The organism is Halopseudomonas sp. T1L2 (assembly GCF_055397385.1).
The window spans coordinates 3121430-3135538 of sequence record NZ_AP040865.1 but is presented as its reverse complement, the minus strand read 5'-3'; the positions used below and the strand labels follow the sequence as shown (position 1 = coordinate 3135538).

Here is a 14109-nt window from a genome sequence, read left to right as displayed (position 1 = left end):
CACGCACCGACAGGGGGAACAGACCATGGCGAGCCTCTCTCAAGCGGTGCCGGTCCGAGCCGGCTGGCGCGACTATCTGGAGCTGACCAAGCCGAAGGTGGTGGCTTTGATGATCATCACCTCGGCCATCGGCATGCTGCTGGCCAGCGAGCAGGCGGTGCCCTGGAGCACGCTGCTGCTGGGCAACCTCGGCATTGCCCTGTGCGCCGGGTCGGCAGCGGCGATCAACCATGTGGTCGACCGCCGGATTGACATTCATATGGCCCGCACCCAGCGGCGCCCACTGGCGCAAGGCCGCGTCGAACCGCTGAACGCGGTGCTGTTCGCCATCCTGCTCGGCAGCGCCGGACTGGCGGTCCTGCTGTCATGGACCAACACGCTCACGGCGCTGCTGACACTGGCGTCGCTGCTCGGCTATGCACTGATTTACACGGCCTTTCTCAAGCGCGCAACGCCGCAGAACATCGTCATTGGCGGCGTCGCCGGCGCAGCACCGCCGCTGCTTGGCTGGACCGCCGTCACCGGACAGATTCAGGCCGAAGGTCTGCTGCTGGTGTTGATCATCTTCGCCTGGACACCCCCGCACTTCTGGGCGCTGGCCATCCACCGCAAGGCAGAATATGCCAAGGTCGACATCCCGATGCTGCCGGTTACCCACGGCGAGCACTACACCAAGCTGCACATTCTGCTGTATACCTTTATCCTGCTCGCTGTGAGCCTGTTGCCGTTCGTGATCCACATGAGCGGCCCGCTCTATCTGGTGGCCGCGGTGGCGCTGGGCCTGCGCTTTATCGACTGGGCTGTCGCCCTGCTGCGTGACAGCCGTCCGCACGCGGCCATCAAGACCTTCAAGTATTCACTGTGGTACCTGCTGTGGCTGTTTGTAGCCCTGTTGCTGGACCACTATATCGAGGTGGCTGGATGGCTTTGACCGGGGTACAGAAAACCGTACTGGTATGTGTGGCCAGCATTGCGCTGGTAGTGGGAGCAGTCGTCAACAAGGTGACGCAACCGGCGCCGCTGGATCGCACAGCGCTGCAGGAAGCGGGCATCTATCTGTTCGACAGCCCCCGCCCCATACCCGATGTCAGCCTGCGATCCGCAGCAGACCAGCCCTGGGGACGGGATAACCTGACCGGCCAGTGGGATTTGCTGTTCTTTGGCTATACCTTCTGTCCGGACATCTGCCCGACCACACTGGCCGAATTGCGCCAATTGATGCAGAAACTGCCCGAGGCCACTCGCAGCCAATTGCAGGTCACCTTTGTCAGCGTTGATCCCAACCGCGACACACCAGAACAGATCACGACCTATCTGAACTTCTTCAGCGCCGGCTTCGCTGGCGCAACCGGCGAGTCCGAGCAACTGGCAACACTGGCCAAGGCCCTGTCGATTGCCTATATCGAACCGGACACCAGCAGCGAAAATTACCTGGTCGATCACAGCGGCCAGGTCGTCATCGTCGACCCGAACGGCCGCTACGTCGGCTTTATCCGCCCGCCACTGAACACCGAAAAGCTGGCCCAGTGGCTACCTCGGATCATCGGCGCCGAATAGAAGCCGCTCAGGCGCGGCGAGGAATCGCCAGCGCCAGCATGAACATGCCAGCCGCGCAGACCACGATGGAGGGACCCGCCGGGGTATCCAGCTGCCAGGACAACGCCAGTCCACCGAGTACCGCCAGCATGCCCAGCACACTGGCACCCAGCGCCATCTGCTCCGGTGTTCGGGCATGACGCTGGGCCGCCGCCGGCGGAATAATCAGCAGCGAGGTGATCAGCAGTACGCCCACCACCTTCATCGCCACCGCAATGACGATGGCGATCAGCAACATCAAGGCGAGCCGAATCGCCGTGACCGGCAAGCCTTCTACCCGCGCCAGCTCCTCGTGCACGGTAATCGACAGCAGGCTGCGCCAGAGCATGCTCATCAGCACCAGCACGATCAGCAGCCCGCCGAGCATCCAGGCCAGGTCGGTCGCCGTGATCGCCAGAAGGTCTCCGAACAGGTAGGCCATGAGGTCGACCCGCACGTTTTCGGTCAGCGCCAGCACCACCAGTCCGAGTGACAGGGTACTGTGCGCGAGAATCCCCAGCAGGGTGTCGCTGGCCAGCCACTCCTTGTGCTGCAACGCCACCAGCAGTACCGCGATCAGAACGCAGCCCACCGTCACCGCCAGCGTCAGGTTAATGTCCAGCAACATGCCAAGCGCCACACCCAGCAGCGCCGAGTGCGAAAGCGTATCGCCGAAATAGGCCATCCGCCGCCAGACCACAAAGGAACCCAGCGGACCGGCTACCAGCGCCAGCGCCAGACCGGCCAACAGCGCGTAAACAAGAAAATCAGGCATGCTTGCAGTCAGGTCCGTGGCTGTGTTCGTGGGGTACGACTTCGCCATGCAGGTCATGGGCGTGGTCGTGATGGTGGTTGTAGACCGCCAGCGCACTGGCCTGCTCGCCAAACATGGCAACGAAGGCCGGGTCCAGGCTGACCTGCTCGGGATGGCCCGAGCAGCAGACGTGACGATTGAGGCATACCACCGTATTGGTGGTGGCCATGACCAGATGCAGATCGTGGGAGACCATCAGCACGCCGCAGCCGTAGCGATCACGCAGCCGGGTAATGAGTTGATACAGTTCGATCTGACCGTTAACGTCAACGCCCTGCACCGGCTCATCCAGCACCAGCAGGTCGGGCTGGCGCAGCAGGGCCCGCGCCAGCAGAATGCGTTGCAGCTCGCCACCGGATACCTGCTGCAGCGGCCGTGCGATCAGGTGCTCGGCGCCGACTTCGGCCAGCGCCGCCTCGACTGCCGGGCGTCTGGTACCGGGCACCAGCAGCAGAAAACGCAGTACCGTCAGTGGCAGCGACGGATCGATCTGCAGCTTCTGCGGCATGTAGCCGATGCGCAGGCGCGGCTGGCGCCAGACCTTGCCCCCACTCGCCTTGAGCAGGCCGAGCACGATCCGCACCAGGCTGGTCTTGCCGGCACCATTGGGACCTATCAGCGTGACAATCTCGCCACGCCTGACGCTCAGGTTCACACCCTCCAGCACGTCGGTTGCATTCAGCCGCAGACTGACGTTGCCGAGAGACAGCAGCTCGTCGCTCATGCTGCCGCCTGACACTGGGCACACAGCCCGCTGATTTCGACCGTTTCACTGCTGACAGAAAAGCCGTGGGTTGTGGCAGCTGCCGCGATGGCATCACTGATCCCGGCTTCCTCCAGTTCGATGGCAATATGGCAGTTAAGGCAGATCAGAAAATGGCCCTGATGGCGGTGCTCCGGACTCGGGCAGCCGATGAAGGCATTGAGCGAGGCAATGCGATGCACCAGCCCCTGCTCCTGCAGAAAGTCGAGCGCCCGGTAAACCGTCGGCGGCGCCGCACGGCGACCATCGTCGCGTGACAGGGTTTCCAGAATATCGTAAGCCCCCAGGGGCTTATGGCTTTGCCAAACCAGCTCAAGCACACGCTTGCGCAAGGCGGTGAAACGCACGCCATCACGCGCGCATACCTGTTCGGCTGCACTCAGTGCATGACTGACACAATGTGCGTGGTTGTGCGGCTGCTGCGGATCGGGAAGGGTAGTGGAGTCGCTCATGCTGACGCCTCGCTGGCTGCGTACCGCAGTCGAATGACAAGCGGGACTTTTCAGAGGTCAATGACCTGTTATCATATAACAACTCTGCTTCCCGAGGTATTCCCCCATGTCGATCCGTTTCCTGCTGGCCCTGGCAGCCGGCCTGCTGCTGTCTTTTCCGTCAATGGCAGACAGCCGCATTCTGACCAGCATCAAGCCAATCCAGCAGATCACAGCCGCTCTGCTCGACGGTATCGACGAGCCCGCAGTACTGCTGCCACCGGGCGTATCACCACACGCCTTCGCACTCAGACCTTCCGATCGCCGCGCCCTTGCCGAGGCGGAGCGTATTTACTGGATAGGCCCCGACCTTGAGCGCTTCCTTGACAGCCTGCTGCACGACAATGCCCGGGCCCGCGAACTGATGGCGGTTGCCAATCTCACCCTGCGCGAATTCGACGAGGAACACGCCGACGACCACCACAGCCACGATCACGACGCCAACAGCCTCGACCCGCACATCTGGCTGTCACCCGACAACGCATTGACGCTGGCACGCTGGATGAAGACCGACCTGGCACCGCTCTACCCGGAACAGGAAGCTCGTCTGGACGCCAACCTGCATCGGTTCGAGCAACAGCTCAGTGCCTTGCAGGCGCAACTACGCACACGCTTCGCCCCGCTCAAGAACAAGCCCTACTTCGTCTTCCACGATGGTTACGGCTATCTGGAGGAATACCTCGGCATCGAACACCGCGGCGTATTCAGTCTGGCCCACGAGATCCAGCCGGGCGCACGGCACGTCAACGAGCTGCGTGAAGACCTGCGCAGCGCGGGCCGCGCCTGCGTATTCAGCGAACCCCAGTTCACCCCGCGGCTGATTGCCAGCCTGACCGAAGGCCTGCCGGTCGAAACCGCCCAGCTTGATCCTCTGGGCGCCGACATTGCAGTTGGTGCGGACGGCTATGTCACATTACTGACCAACCTCACAGACCACCTGGCCGGCTGCCTGACGAAACTCTGAGCTCTGACGCCGCTTCGAAACAAACCGAACGCCATGCCCTGACACGGCGTTCGGTCCATGTGCAGACAAAAGGCAATTTGCTGACGCCAATTTGTAGACCTGCAATATCAAAATGCCTTAACCTTGCCGACAGACTTGCTGACAAATTCGACCCAGAGGCTGCCAGCACCTGCGACTCGCATCGATGTCGCGCGCCAAACGCCATGAAATTAACGCTCTACCCGGAGCAAGATGATAAGGACATCAGATGCGATTTCAGCCGCCCCTGAAGTTTGCAGGTACCGCCACTGACCTGCTCATCCCCTGCTCAAGCACACACCTGATCGGGGCATCCGCCCTGAACAGTTGGTCATACTAGTTCCCGCCCGCCACGTTAAGGACAACCTGCATGCTCACCACTACGAAGCATCTTTTTCTGGCCGTCAGCGCCATCACCCTGACCGCATGCTCCGGCGGGCCCTCGGAGGGCGATATCCAGGCCATGATGGAGAAGGAACTGGAGCAGACCAACAGCGCTGTCACCAGCATGGTTGGCGCGGACATGGCAAACGCCATGCGCACCGAAATCCACGACGTAACGCTGCATGGCTGCGATGAGGTGCGCGACGACGTTTACCGCTGCGATGTGGAGGTTGACCTTACCGCGCCCCTCATTGGTCGCAATGTTCAGCGCTCCAGCATCACCCTGGCAGAAACAGACGCTGGCTGGACCGTAACCCGCTGATCGCAGCACCAGAAACCGCGATCGGCACACACGCAGTAAACATCAACAACAGCAGGCAACAAGGAAGCACGCATGACTGACACAACTGTCCCCAACTCCTCTACCGACACCGGCTCCGCCAAAATCGTCTACATCCTCTACCTTGTGGGCCTGGTTATTGGTATCACCGGCATCATTGGCGTGGTCCTGGCCTACGTCAACAAGGACGGCGCACCGGACTGGCTCAAGAGCCATTACCAGTTCCAGATCCGCACTTTCTGGATCGGTGCGCTGTACATCCTGATTGGCGCGCTCCTGTCTGTCGTTGTGATCGGCTGGCTGGTCCTGCTGTTCTGGATGGTATGGCTGATTGTCCGCTGCATCAAAGGCATGAAGGCGCTGGACAGCCAACAGGCGCACCCGAACCCGACCGGCTGGATGTTCTGATTCAGCAACATCTCAGGGCCCAGCAACGGGCCCGTTTGCCGAAGACATCCAGCGCCGCCTGGTGCGCCAGCGCCACAACGCCCATCCCCAGATCGCCAGCTCAACCAGAAATACCCAGTGAATGACAAAGTTCAGCCACCAGGGTTTGTAGCGCGCCGTGACGGTGACCAGTGAGTAACGCTGGTCAACAAAGGGTGCCAGCCACCAGATGTCGCCCGCCAGGGTATCAAGCAGCACATGCAGCATTCCGCCCAGGCTGAAGGCCAGCAGCAACCAGCCACCCGGCGCACGTCGTCGACACCGCGTCCAAAGCAGCGCAACAGCCAATAGACAGAGCCACAGCAACGGCCAGTGGCTGGGATAGCGATGGTGGTGCTTCATGCCCATATCCACGAAGTGGAAATAGAGCATATCGAAGTCGGGCGCGATGCCACCCAGCACACCCGCCGCAAGCAGCCAGGATGCCTTAGCGGGCGCTCGCCGTAACCGCTCCAGCAGATAGCTGGAGAGTACGTAGCCGGACGGCAGGTGGGCGGTCAGCATTCAGCAGACACTCCGCAACAGGGTTAAGAGGCAGTAGACACTACTGCGCTGTGACCCCGCGACCGCTGCGCGGTTCACCCGAGCGGCGGCTAAAGCGCAAGCGGCAAGCCGATACCCACCTGCTGATGCCGCCGCAGCAGCTGCAGAAAGTGCTCCGGATCCTTGACCAGGACGCCGGGCTGCCCGGCATGCTGCTCCGCAGCGATATGTCGCGACAGCCAGAAGCGCAGCGCAGCCAGCCGCAACATGTCCGGCCAGCACTCCTGTTCGGCCGGGGTAAAGCGTCGCAGGGAGGCATAGCCCGCAAGCAGATTGCGAGTGAGGCGTGGCTCCAGTCCGCCGGTTTCATCCAAACACCAGTCGTTCACCGCAATGGCCACGTCGTAGAGCGCCCAGCCACTGGCGGCGTTGTAGAAATCGATCACCCCGCTCAGGTGATGGCCGTCAAACATGACGTTGTCACGGAACAAGTCGGCATGCAGCACCGCACGGGGCAGATCGGGCGACTGCTGCCGCCAGGCAACGATCCGATCCAGCAGCGCCTGCAACAGGCTCTCCAGATCGGCAGACTGCCGGGCAGACAGCCGTGGAAGATGATCCTGCATCCATGCCAGCCCGCGCTCACTGGTTCGTTCCAGCGAACTGGCGGCCGTGGCTGCATGCATTTGTGCCAGCCAGCGTCCGACCGCCTCGCAATGCGCCGCATCCGGCCGCTCGACATGCCGACCGGCCAGCCGTGGCTGTAGCATGGCGGGCTTACCGTTCAACTGATGCAATGCCACGCCCTGCCGATCGGTGACCGCATAGGGCACCGACAACTCGGCCCGGTGCAAGCAGTCGAGCAATTCGACGATAAACGGCAGGCCTTGCGGATCGCCGCGCTCGACCAGGGTAAGCACAAACTCGCCGCCGGTGCAGCTGACGAAGAAGTTGCTGTTCTCGCTGCCGCCCTCAATGCCCTGAACGTCGATCAGCCGACCGACCTCAAACCCGTCAAGAAAGGCATCCAGTTGCTCGCGACTGACCGGCGTAAAAACCGACATGCCTCAGCTCACCACTCGAAGATTTTCCACGACGGAATACGCAGGCCATTGGGCTGGTCGGAACGCACGTAGTTGCCGTCCTCATCCACCGCCACCAGATAATAGGGCGCGCCGGTCTTGGGGGTTACCTTGATGGCATAGAGAAAGCCGTTGACCCGGTACTCTTCAACGGTACGATCGCCTTCCTGACGGATGGTGACCTCGGGTTCGGTGGGAACTGCGTCCTGCGCCATGACCGAAACACTGCCCAACATCAGGAACGCGGCCAATCCAAAGCCAAGTTTGCGAATCATGATAGTCTTGTCCTTTGCATGAATGATGCACTCATTCTAGCCCCATTGGCCTTCGAAATGTTGACCTGACGCATGACAGACACTACCCCCCTCGTTCTTGTGGACGGCTCGTCCTACCTTTATCGCGCCTTCCATGCCCTGCCGCCGCTGACCACCAGCAAGGGCCAGCCCACCGGCGCGGTCAAGGGCGTTCTGAACATGCTCAAGAGTTTGCGCAAGCAGTACCCGAAAAGCCCCTTTGCCGTGGTTTTCGACGCCAAGGGCCCGACCTTCCGCGACGAGATGTTCGAGCAGTACAAGTCACATCGCCCGCCCATGCCCGACGACCTGCGTGCCCAGATCGAGCCCCTGCACGCGGCGGTGCGCGCGCTCGGCCTGCCGCTGCTGTGCGTGGACGGCGTAGAGGCTGACGACGTGATCGGCACCCTGGCCAGGCAGAGCGCCGACGCCGGCCGGGAGGTCGTGATCTCCACCGGCGACAAGGACATGGCCCAACTGGTCGATGAGCACATCACGCTGGTCAACACCATGACCAATACGGTGATGGATATTCAGGGCGTACACGACAAATTCGGCATCGGGCCGGAGCTGATCATCGACTACCTGGCGCTGATGGGCGACAAGGTCGACAACATCCCCGGAGTGCCCGGCGTCGGCGAAAAAACCGCGCTCGGCCTGCTGACCGGTGTCGGCGGCGGCCTGGACGTCATCTACAACAGTCTCGACAAGGTGCCCGAGCTGCCGATTCGCGGCGCCAAGAAGCTGCCCGAGAAGCTGCAGGAACACAAGGAGATGGCCTACCTCTCCTATCAGTTGGCAACGATCAAACTGGACGTTGAGCTGGAGGTAAAGGTCGATGCCCTGATGCCGGGCGAAGTTGACCGCGATACGTTGATCGCGCTGTACCGCGAGATGGAGTTCAAGACCTGGCTGGACGACCTGTTGCGCGAAGCCAAGGCTGACCCGAGTGCCGATGGCGCTGACGACGACAACGCGGAAACCGAGAAACGCTACGAGATCATCACCGAACAGGCCGATTTCGATCGCTGGCTCGACAAGCTCGAGAACGCCGAGCTGTTCGCCTTTGACACCGAAACCACCAGCATTGACGCCCAGCGCGCCGAACTGGTCGGTGTATCGCTGGCGGTCGAAGCCAACGAAGCCGCCTATATACCGGTCGCCCACAGCTATATGGGCGTTCCCGATCAGCTCGACCGCAACGCGGTGCTGGCGGCGCTCAAGCCCTATCTGGAAGATCCGAACAAGGCCAAGGTCGCGCAGCACGCCAAGTACGACATCAATGTGCTGGCCCATTACGATATCCGCGTGCAGGGCGTCGCCTTCGATACCATGCTCGAATCCTATGTGCTCGATGCCACCGCTACCCGCCACGACATGGACAGCCTCTCGCTCAAGTATCTGGGCCAGAGCACCATCAAGTTCGAAGACATCGCCGGCAAGGGCAGCAAGCAACTGACCTTTGATCAGATCGCACTGGAACAGGCCGGCCCCTACGCCGCCGAAGACGCCGACGTGACCCTGCGCCTGCACCAGGCCCTGTGGGCCAAACTGCAGCCACAGCCATCGCTGGCCAAGGTCCTGCAGGAAATCGAAATGCCGCTGATGCCGGTCCTGGCCGGCATCGAACGCAACGGTGCGCTGGTTGACGCCAAGCTGCTCGGCGAACAGAGCATCGAGTTGGGCGAGAAAATGGTCGCTCTGGAGCGTCAGGCATTCGAGCTGGCCGGCGAGGAGTTCAACCTCGGCTCACCCAAGCAACTGGGCGCCATCCTGTATGAAAAGCAGGGCCTGCCGGTGCTGTCGAAAACCGCCAAGGGCCAGCCATCGACCGCCGAGGCGGTGCTTGCAGAACTGGCCGAGCAAGGCTTCGAGCTGCCGCAGGTGATCATGCAGTACCGCAGCGTCAGCAAACTCAAGAGCACCTACACCGACCGCCTGCCGGAGCAGATCAACCCGCGTACCGGACGCATCCATACCTCCTATCATCAGGCGGTGGCGGCAACGGGTCGCCTGTCGTCCTCTGATCCGAACCTGCAGAACATCCCGATCCGCACCGCCGAAGGCCGCCGCATTCGCCAGGCCTTTATCGCGCCAAAGGGCTACAAACTGCTGGCGGCGGACTACTCGCAGATCGAGCTGCGGATCATGGCGCATCTGGCACAAGATGCCGGTCTGCTGGACGCCTTCCGCCATGATCTCGATGTGCACCGCGCAACCGCTGCCGAGGTATTCGGCGTGGACCTGGAGGAGGTCACCACCGACCAGCGCCGCAGCGCCAAGGCCATCAACTTCGGCCTGATCTACGGCATGAGTGCCTTTGGTCTGGCCAAACAGATCGGTGTCGATCGCAAGCAGGCGCAGGCTTACATTGACCGCTACTTCACCCGCTACCCGGGCGTGCTGAGCTATATGGAACGCACCCGCGAGCAGGCCAGCGAGCAGGGCTACGTCGAAACCCTGTTCGGTCGCCGCCTGTACCTGCCGGAAATTCATGCCAAGAACCAGGCCATGCGCAAGGCTGCCGAGCGCACCGCGATCAACGCACCGATGCAAGGCACCGCTGCCGATATCATCAAGCGCGCCATGATCAAGGTCGCCCAATGGCTTGACGACAGCGCGCTGGACGCCCGTGTGATCATGCAGGTCCACGACGAACTGGTGCTGGAAGTGCGCGAAGACCAGATTGAGGCCGTCAGCCAGGGACTCAAGGAGCGCATGGGCCAGGCCGCAGACCTGGACGTGCCGCTGGTGGTCGAGGTCGGTGTGGGCAACAACTGGGACGAAGCGCACTAAGGGCGGCCCTTTGGGCCGAGCCGCAAGCTTCAAGCTTCAAGCTTCAAGCTAAACCCTATCACTCACTACCGAGTGGCTTGCGGCTTGCGGCTTGCGGCTTGCGGCTTGCGGCTTGCGGCTTGCGGCTTGCGGCTTGCGGCTGAAAACGGCAGCGCCTAAGCGCTGCCGTTTTCATAACCAACCCATCTAAAAATTTTTTTGAACTTATCCCGAACCTGCCCGGTCAGAGCTTATGAACGGCTTGAAAGCCATTCATGCTCCTTAGATGTGATTTAGTGTTGGCAGAAAAACCGGGCACTCCCTTTCCTAGCACAGCCCGGTTAGTTGAACCCCGAGCCTCCCTCCCCATAGAAGCTCGGGGTTTTTTTTACGTTTTTTTTGCCAACTCCGGAGAATCAGGACTCCAACTCTTCCTGCCCAGCCTCTGCCTCCGGCGGGAACAGCCAGCCAGCCAGCACCTCATGCGCCTGCTCAACCCCCTGGCGCTTGGGTGATGAAAACAGCTGCACTGTGGCATCGGAACGCAGCTCCTTGCGCATTCTCGCCTGCACCTTGAGCAGCTCGTTCTTGGCCGCACCATAGGCCAGCTTGTCCGCCTTGCTCAGCAGTACATGGGCCGGGATGCCACTCTTGCGAGCCCATTCCAGCATCATGCAGTCGAAATCCGACAGGGGATGACGCAGATCCATGACCAGCACCAGGCCCGCCAGACTGCGACGGCCGGTGAGATAGGCGTCCAGATGCTGTTGCCAGTGCGCCTTCAATTCCAGTGGCACCTTGGCGTAGCCGTAACCGGGCAGGTCCACCAGCCGTCGCTCATCATCCAGCCGAAAGAAGTTGATCAATTGCGTGCGGCCAGGCGTTTTGGAGGTCCGCGCCAGTCGGGCGTGGGTCAGCGTATTGAGCGCGCTGGACTTGCCGGCGTTGGAGCGTCCGGCAAAGGCCACTTCCAGACCGATATCAGGCGGGCACTGGGTAACCAGACTGGCGCTTTTGATAAAGGTGGCCTGCTGGCAGAGAGAAACAAGTGGAGTACTCGAGGACATGGGATTTCCGTTTGGGCCGACATACCAAAGCCGGGCACTGATGACATTCACGTTTGCGGCAGGCTTAGTATATAATGCCGCGGTTATGGGAAGCACTGACCAATTGACCCGCGCCCAGGCGCAGGGTGATGGTCGGTCAGCCCGAGAACCCAGAAGCGCCGCAGGTGCGACCCGGGGTGCGGCATTTCAGCCATTGCACCCTGCGCAGCGCGCGGCTAGCATGGGGCAAACAATCACGGCTGCCTGCCCTTGATAACGCGGTCATTAAGGCCGGACTGCAGGCACTGCCAACCGTTTTCTTTTAGCCGTTATTGGATTAGCCGATGAATAAATTACTCGTTAGTCTGGCGTTGACCCTGGGCGTCGCCACTGGTGCGCACGCTGTTGAGGGCAATGCTGAAGCTGGCCAGGCCAAGGCTGCCGTTTGCGGCGCCTGCCACGGAGCAGACGGCAACAGCGCTGCACCGAACTTCCCGAAACTGGCCGGTCAGGGCGAGCGCTACCTGCTCAAGCAGATCACCGACATCAAGGAAGGCCGTCGCAACGTCATCGAGATGACCGGCATTCTTGACGGCATGAGCGAACAGGACATGGCTGATCTGGCGGCCTATTACGCCTCCCAGACCGGCACCCTTGGAGTTGCTGATCCGGCGCTGGCAGCCCGTGGCGAAGAAATCTTCCGTGGCGGCAACCTGGAAACCGGCCTGCCTGCGTGCACCGGCTGCCACTCCCCGACCGGTCAGGGTAACGCTCCGGCAGCCTACCCGCACCTGGCTGGCCAGCACGCGGCTTACACTGCCAAACAGCTGACCGACTTCCGCGAAGGCAACCGTACCAACGACGGCGACAGCATGATCATGCGCACCGTTGCCAGCCGCCTCAGCAACAAGGATATCGAGGCTGTTGCCAGCTATATCCAGGGCCTGCGTTAAGCGCGCGCACTGTTGCAATGAAAAGGGGTAGCCATCGGCTACCCCTTTTTGCATGCGCGCTTTACTACGGTAATACCGCGCCACAGTTACGTCTGGTAATCGCGGAATCTTTGCTCTACTGTCGGGTCTGAAATCTGTCACTACCCCGTAATGGAGAACTACATGCGTGTGTTGTTCAGCGTTGCCCTGATCTGGCTGCTCGGCAGCTTTGCACTGGCCCAGGCTCAAGAGACTACCTACCAGGAAGGCGTCCACTACGTCGTTCTGCCAACTCCGGCGCCCACCCAGGATCCTGACAAAATCGAAGTAGCTGAACTGTTCTGGTATGGCTGTTCACACTGCTATGCCTTCCAGCCAACCATCGATGCCTGGTCCAAGACACTGCCGGAAGACGTCAACTTCCGTCCGGTGCCTGCGATGTTCGGTGGAGCCTGGAATACCCACGGCCAACTGTTCTACACCCTGGACAGCCTCGGCAAGCTGGAAGAAACCCACAACGCGGTGTTTAACGCTATCCATCGTGAAAAAAACCCGCTGCAGAACACCGAAGCAATGGCTGAGTTTCTTGCCCCCTACGGCGTCAGCAACGAAGAATTCGAGCGCGCCTGGTCGTCCTTCGGCGTGAAAAGCCGCCTCGATCAGGCCGGGCGCCTTGCCCGCGACTACCGCGCTACCGGCGTTCCCTGCCTGATCGTCAATGGCAAGTACCGCATCGAAGGCAGGATGGCCGGTACCTTCGAGAACATGCTGAAAATTGCCGAGTACCTGGTCGAGCAGGAGCGCCAGGCCAAGCAGGGCTAAATGATGCTGTCCGTCGGCAACATCAGCTCGACCCGCACCACTCGGGGCCATATGGCGCCGGGTGAGCTGCGGATCAACAGCCAGTGCCAGACAGAGCAGCGCCCACTCCCGGAAATCCTCCGCCTGTTGAGCTTCAACATTCAGGTCGGCATCAACACCCAGAAGTATCATCACTACCTGACCCGCAGCTGGCAGCATCTGCTGCCCAGCGCCAGCCGTCAGCACCAGCTGGGCAAGGTCGCCCAGCTGCTCAACGAGTTTGACCTTGTTGCCCTGCAGGAGGTCGACGGCGGCAGCCTGCGCTCAGGCTTCGTCAATCAGGTTGAGCATCTGGCCAGGGAAAGCGGTTTCCCTTACTGGTACCAGCAATTGAACCGCAATCTTGGCCGCTTCGCCCAGCACTCCAACGGGCTCCTGAGCCGCTATGCGCCGGACCTGCTGGAAGACCACAAGCTGCCGGGCATTCTGCCGGGCCGCGGCGCCATCCTGACCCAGTTCGGCCAGGGTGAGGAGTCATTGCTGGTGGTCATGATGCATCTGGCACTGAGCACCAAGGGCCGCGCCAACCAGCTCGCCTACGTGCGCGAACGCATCGCCGATCACCGCCACGTCGTCCTGATGGGCGACATGAACACCCACGCCGAAGATCTGCTGCAGCACTCGCCACTGAAAGGGGCAGACCTCCAGGCCCCCGACCTGCCCGGCACCTATCCCAGCTGGAAGCCGGCGCGTGTACTTGACCACATTCTTGTCAGCCCCAGCCTCAGCGTTGAGCAGGTTGATGTGCTGCCGCATGCCATTTCCGACCACCTGCCGGTCGCCATGCATATCAAATTGCCTTCCCCCCTATGTAAAGGCTAGTCAGAACATCTGCATCACC

Annotated in this window: 16 protein-coding genes; 9 read left to right on the top strand and 7 right to left on the bottom strand. The window is 61.4% G+C overall.

What is annotated here, in order from left to right; genetic code table 11:
- Window positions 1-25 precede the first annotated feature (25 nt).
- Together cyoE and ACZ5WQ_RS14870 are read left to right on the top strand one after the other, a co-directional pair.
- Window positions 26-931 carry a heme o synthase gene (gene cyoE / locus ACZ5WQ_RS14875; protein WP_269688248.1) on the top strand — a complete coding sequence of 302 codons (906 nt, stop codon included), beginning with the start codon at window positions 26-28 and terminating at the stop codon, window positions 929-931.
- A complete protein-coding gene (locus ACZ5WQ_RS14870) occupies window positions 928-1557 on the top strand; it encodes an SCO family protein (RefSeq protein ID WP_233049916.1) in 630 nt (209 codons plus the stop codon). Before cyoE ends, ACZ5WQ_RS14870 begins: the two co-directional genes overlap by 4 nt.
- A 7-nt stretch (window positions 1558-1564) precedes the next feature.
- Here the strand turns inward: ACZ5WQ_RS14870 and znuB are convergent, their stop codons facing one another.
- Genes znuB through ACZ5WQ_RS14855 form a run of 3 tightly spaced genes read right to left on the bottom strand, consistent with a single transcriptional unit; the run spans window position 1565 to window position 3604 of the window.
- Window positions 1565-2350: a zinc ABC transporter permease subunit ZnuB gene (gene znuB, locus ACZ5WQ_RS14865; RefSeq protein WP_088276940.1), complete on the bottom strand. Its 786-nt coding sequence runs from the start codon at window positions 2348-2350 to the stop codon at window positions 1565-1567.
- Window positions 2343-3113, bottom strand: a complete 771-nt coding sequence (gene znuC, locus ACZ5WQ_RS14860) for a zinc ABC transporter ATP-binding protein ZnuC (protein ID WP_088276938.1) — start codon at window positions 3111-3113, stop codon at window positions 2343-2345. Before znuC ends, znuB begins: the two co-directional genes overlap by 8 nt.
- Window positions 3110-3604, bottom strand: a complete 495-nt coding sequence (locus ACZ5WQ_RS14855) for a Fur family transcriptional regulator (protein WP_088276936.1) — start codon at window positions 3602-3604, stop codon at window positions 3110-3112. The genes znuC and ACZ5WQ_RS14855 overlap by 4 nt, the downstream gene beginning before the upstream one ends.
- 106 nt (window positions 3605-3710) lie before the next feature.
- On the opposite strand from ACZ5WQ_RS14855, the gene ACZ5WQ_RS14850 reads away from it, so the two are divergent.
- The 3 genes from ACZ5WQ_RS14850 (at window position 3711) to ACZ5WQ_RS14840 (ending at window position 5757) form a co-directional block, all read left to right on the top strand.
- Window positions 3711-4607, top strand: coding sequence for a zinc ABC transporter substrate-binding protein (locus ACZ5WQ_RS14850; RefSeq protein ID WP_233048708.1), 897 nt, complete (start codon window positions 3711-3713; stop codon window positions 4605-4607).
- Window positions 4608-4995: 388 nt separating this feature from the next.
- Entirely contained in the window at window positions 4996-5331 is a 336-nt protein-coding gene (locus ACZ5WQ_RS14845; RefSeq protein ID WP_233048707.1) for a hypothetical protein, read from the top strand.
- A 72-nt stretch (window positions 5332-5403) separates the two neighbouring features.
- On the top strand, window positions 5404-5757 hold the full coding sequence (locus ACZ5WQ_RS14840; protein WP_233048706.1) for a DUF4870 family protein: 354 nt from the start codon (window positions 5404-5406) through the stop codon (window positions 5755-5757).
- Window positions 5758-5769: 12 nt separating this feature from the next.
- Here the strand turns inward: ACZ5WQ_RS14840 and ACZ5WQ_RS14835 are convergent, their stop codons facing one another.
- The 3 genes from ACZ5WQ_RS14835 to ACZ5WQ_RS14825 all read right to left on the bottom strand — a co-directional run bounded on the left by ACZ5WQ_RS14835 (window position 5770) and on the right by ACZ5WQ_RS14825 (window position 7636).
- The gene (locus ACZ5WQ_RS14835) at window positions 5770-6300 is read right to left on the bottom strand and encodes a metal-dependent hydrolase (protein WP_233048705.1); all 531 of its coding nucleotides are present in this window, start codon (window positions 6298-6300) and stop codon (window positions 5770-5772) included.
- Window positions 6301-6389: 89 nt separating this feature from the next.
- Window positions 6390-7343 carry a homoserine kinase gene (locus ACZ5WQ_RS14830; RefSeq protein ID WP_233048704.1) on the bottom strand — a complete coding sequence of 318 codons (954 nt, stop codon included), beginning with the start codon at window positions 7341-7343 and terminating at the stop codon, window positions 6390-6392.
- Window positions 7344-7351: 8 nt separating this feature from the next.
- Window positions 7352-7636: a DUF2782 domain-containing protein gene (locus ACZ5WQ_RS14825; protein WP_088276924.1), complete on the bottom strand. Its 285-nt coding sequence runs from the start codon at window positions 7634-7636 to the stop codon at window positions 7352-7354.
- A 72-nt stretch (window positions 7637-7708) separates the two neighbouring features.
- Here ACZ5WQ_RS14825 and polA point away from each other — a divergent pair, with 72 nt between their 5' ends.
- Complete coding sequence (gene polA / locus ACZ5WQ_RS14820) at window positions 7709-10450, top strand: DNA polymerase I (RefSeq protein WP_228245614.1); 2742 nt, start codon at window positions 7709-7711, stop codon at window positions 10448-10450.
- Between the two features lie 395 nt (window positions 10451-10845).
- Here polA and yihA read toward each other — a convergent pair whose 3' ends face one another.
- A complete protein-coding gene (yihA, locus tag ACZ5WQ_RS14815) occupies window positions 10846-11496 on the bottom strand; it encodes a ribosome biogenesis GTP-binding protein YihA/YsxC (RefSeq protein WP_228245613.1) in 651 nt (216 codons plus the stop codon).
- Between the two features lie 323 nt (window positions 11497-11819).
- Here yihA and ACZ5WQ_RS14810 point away from each other — a divergent pair, with 323 nt between their 5' ends.
- From ACZ5WQ_RS14810 to ACZ5WQ_RS14800, 3 genes are all read left to right on the top strand, one after another.
- Window positions 11820-12428 carry a c-type cytochrome gene (locus ACZ5WQ_RS14810; RefSeq protein WP_088276918.1) on the top strand — a complete coding sequence of 203 codons (609 nt, stop codon included), beginning with the start codon at window positions 11820-11822 and terminating at the stop codon, window positions 12426-12428.
- A gap of 162 nt (window positions 12429-12590) precedes the next feature.
- On the top strand, window positions 12591-13229 hold the full coding sequence (locus ACZ5WQ_RS14805) for a thiol:disulfide interchange protein DsbA/DsbL (protein ID WP_233048701.1): 639 nt from the start codon (window positions 12591-12593) through the stop codon (window positions 13227-13229).
- A gap of 51 nt (window positions 13230-13280) precedes the next feature.
- The gene (locus ACZ5WQ_RS14800) at window positions 13281-14090 is read left to right on the top strand and encodes an endonuclease/exonuclease/phosphatase family protein (protein ID WP_088277045.1); all 810 of its coding nucleotides are present in this window, start codon (window positions 13281-13283) and stop codon (window positions 14088-14090) included.
- Window positions 14091-14109 lie beyond the last annotated feature (19 nt).

Coding starts and splice junctions, on each gene's coding strand:
- znuB (WP_088276940.1), bottom strand. CDS start 2,350: ATGCCTGATTTTCTTGTTTACGCGCTGTTGGCCGGTCTGGCGCTGGCG.
- ACZ5WQ_RS14840 (WP_233048706.1), top strand. CDS start 5,404: ATGACTGACACAACTGTCCCCAACTCCTCTACCGACACCGGCTCCGCC.
- ACZ5WQ_RS14845 (WP_233048707.1), top strand. CDS start 4,996: ATGCTCACCACTACGAAGCATCTTTTTCTGGCCGTCAGCGCCATCACC.
- ACZ5WQ_RS14830 (WP_233048704.1), bottom strand. CDS start 7,343: ATGTCGGTTTTTACGCCGGTCAGTCGCGAGCAACTGGATGCCTTTCTT.
- ACZ5WQ_RS14850 (WP_233048708.1), top strand. CDS start 3,711: ATGTCGATCCGTTTCCTGCTGGCCCTGGCAGCCGGCCTGCTGCTGTCT.
- ACZ5WQ_RS14800 (WP_088277045.1), top strand. CDS start 13,281: ATGGCGCCGGGTGAGCTGCGGATCAACAGCCAGTGCCAGACAGAGCAG.
- ACZ5WQ_RS14810 (WP_088276918.1), top strand. CDS start 11,820: ATGAATAAATTACTCGTTAGTCTGGCGTTGACCCTGGGCGTCGCCACT.
- yihA (WP_228245613.1), bottom strand. CDS start 11,496: ATGTCCTCGAGTACTCCACTTGTTTCTCTCTGCCAGCAGGCCACCTTT.
- ACZ5WQ_RS14805 (WP_233048701.1), top strand. CDS start 12,591: ATGCGTGTGTTGTTCAGCGTTGCCCTGATCTGGCTGCTCGGCAGCTTT.
- znuC (WP_088276938.1), bottom strand. CDS start 3,113: ATGAGCGACGAGCTGCTGTCTCTCGGCAACGTCAGTCTGCGGCTGAAT.
- ACZ5WQ_RS14825 (WP_088276924.1), bottom strand. CDS start 7,636: ATGATTCGCAAACTTGGCTTTGGATTGGCCGCGTTCCTGATGTTGGGC.
- cyoE (WP_269688248.1), top strand. CDS start 26: ATGGCGAGCCTCTCTCAAGCGGTGCCGGTCCGAGCCGGCTGGCGCGAC.
- polA (WP_228245614.1), top strand. CDS start 7,709: ATGACAGACACTACCCCCCTCGTTCTTGTGGACGGCTCGTCCTACCTT.
- ACZ5WQ_RS14835 (WP_233048705.1), bottom strand. CDS start 6,300: ATGCTGACCGCCCACCTGCCGTCCGGCTACGTACTCTCCAGCTATCTG.
- ACZ5WQ_RS14855 (WP_088276936.1), bottom strand. CDS start 3,604: ATGAGCGACTCCACTACCCTTCCCGATCCGCAGCAGCCGCACAACCAC.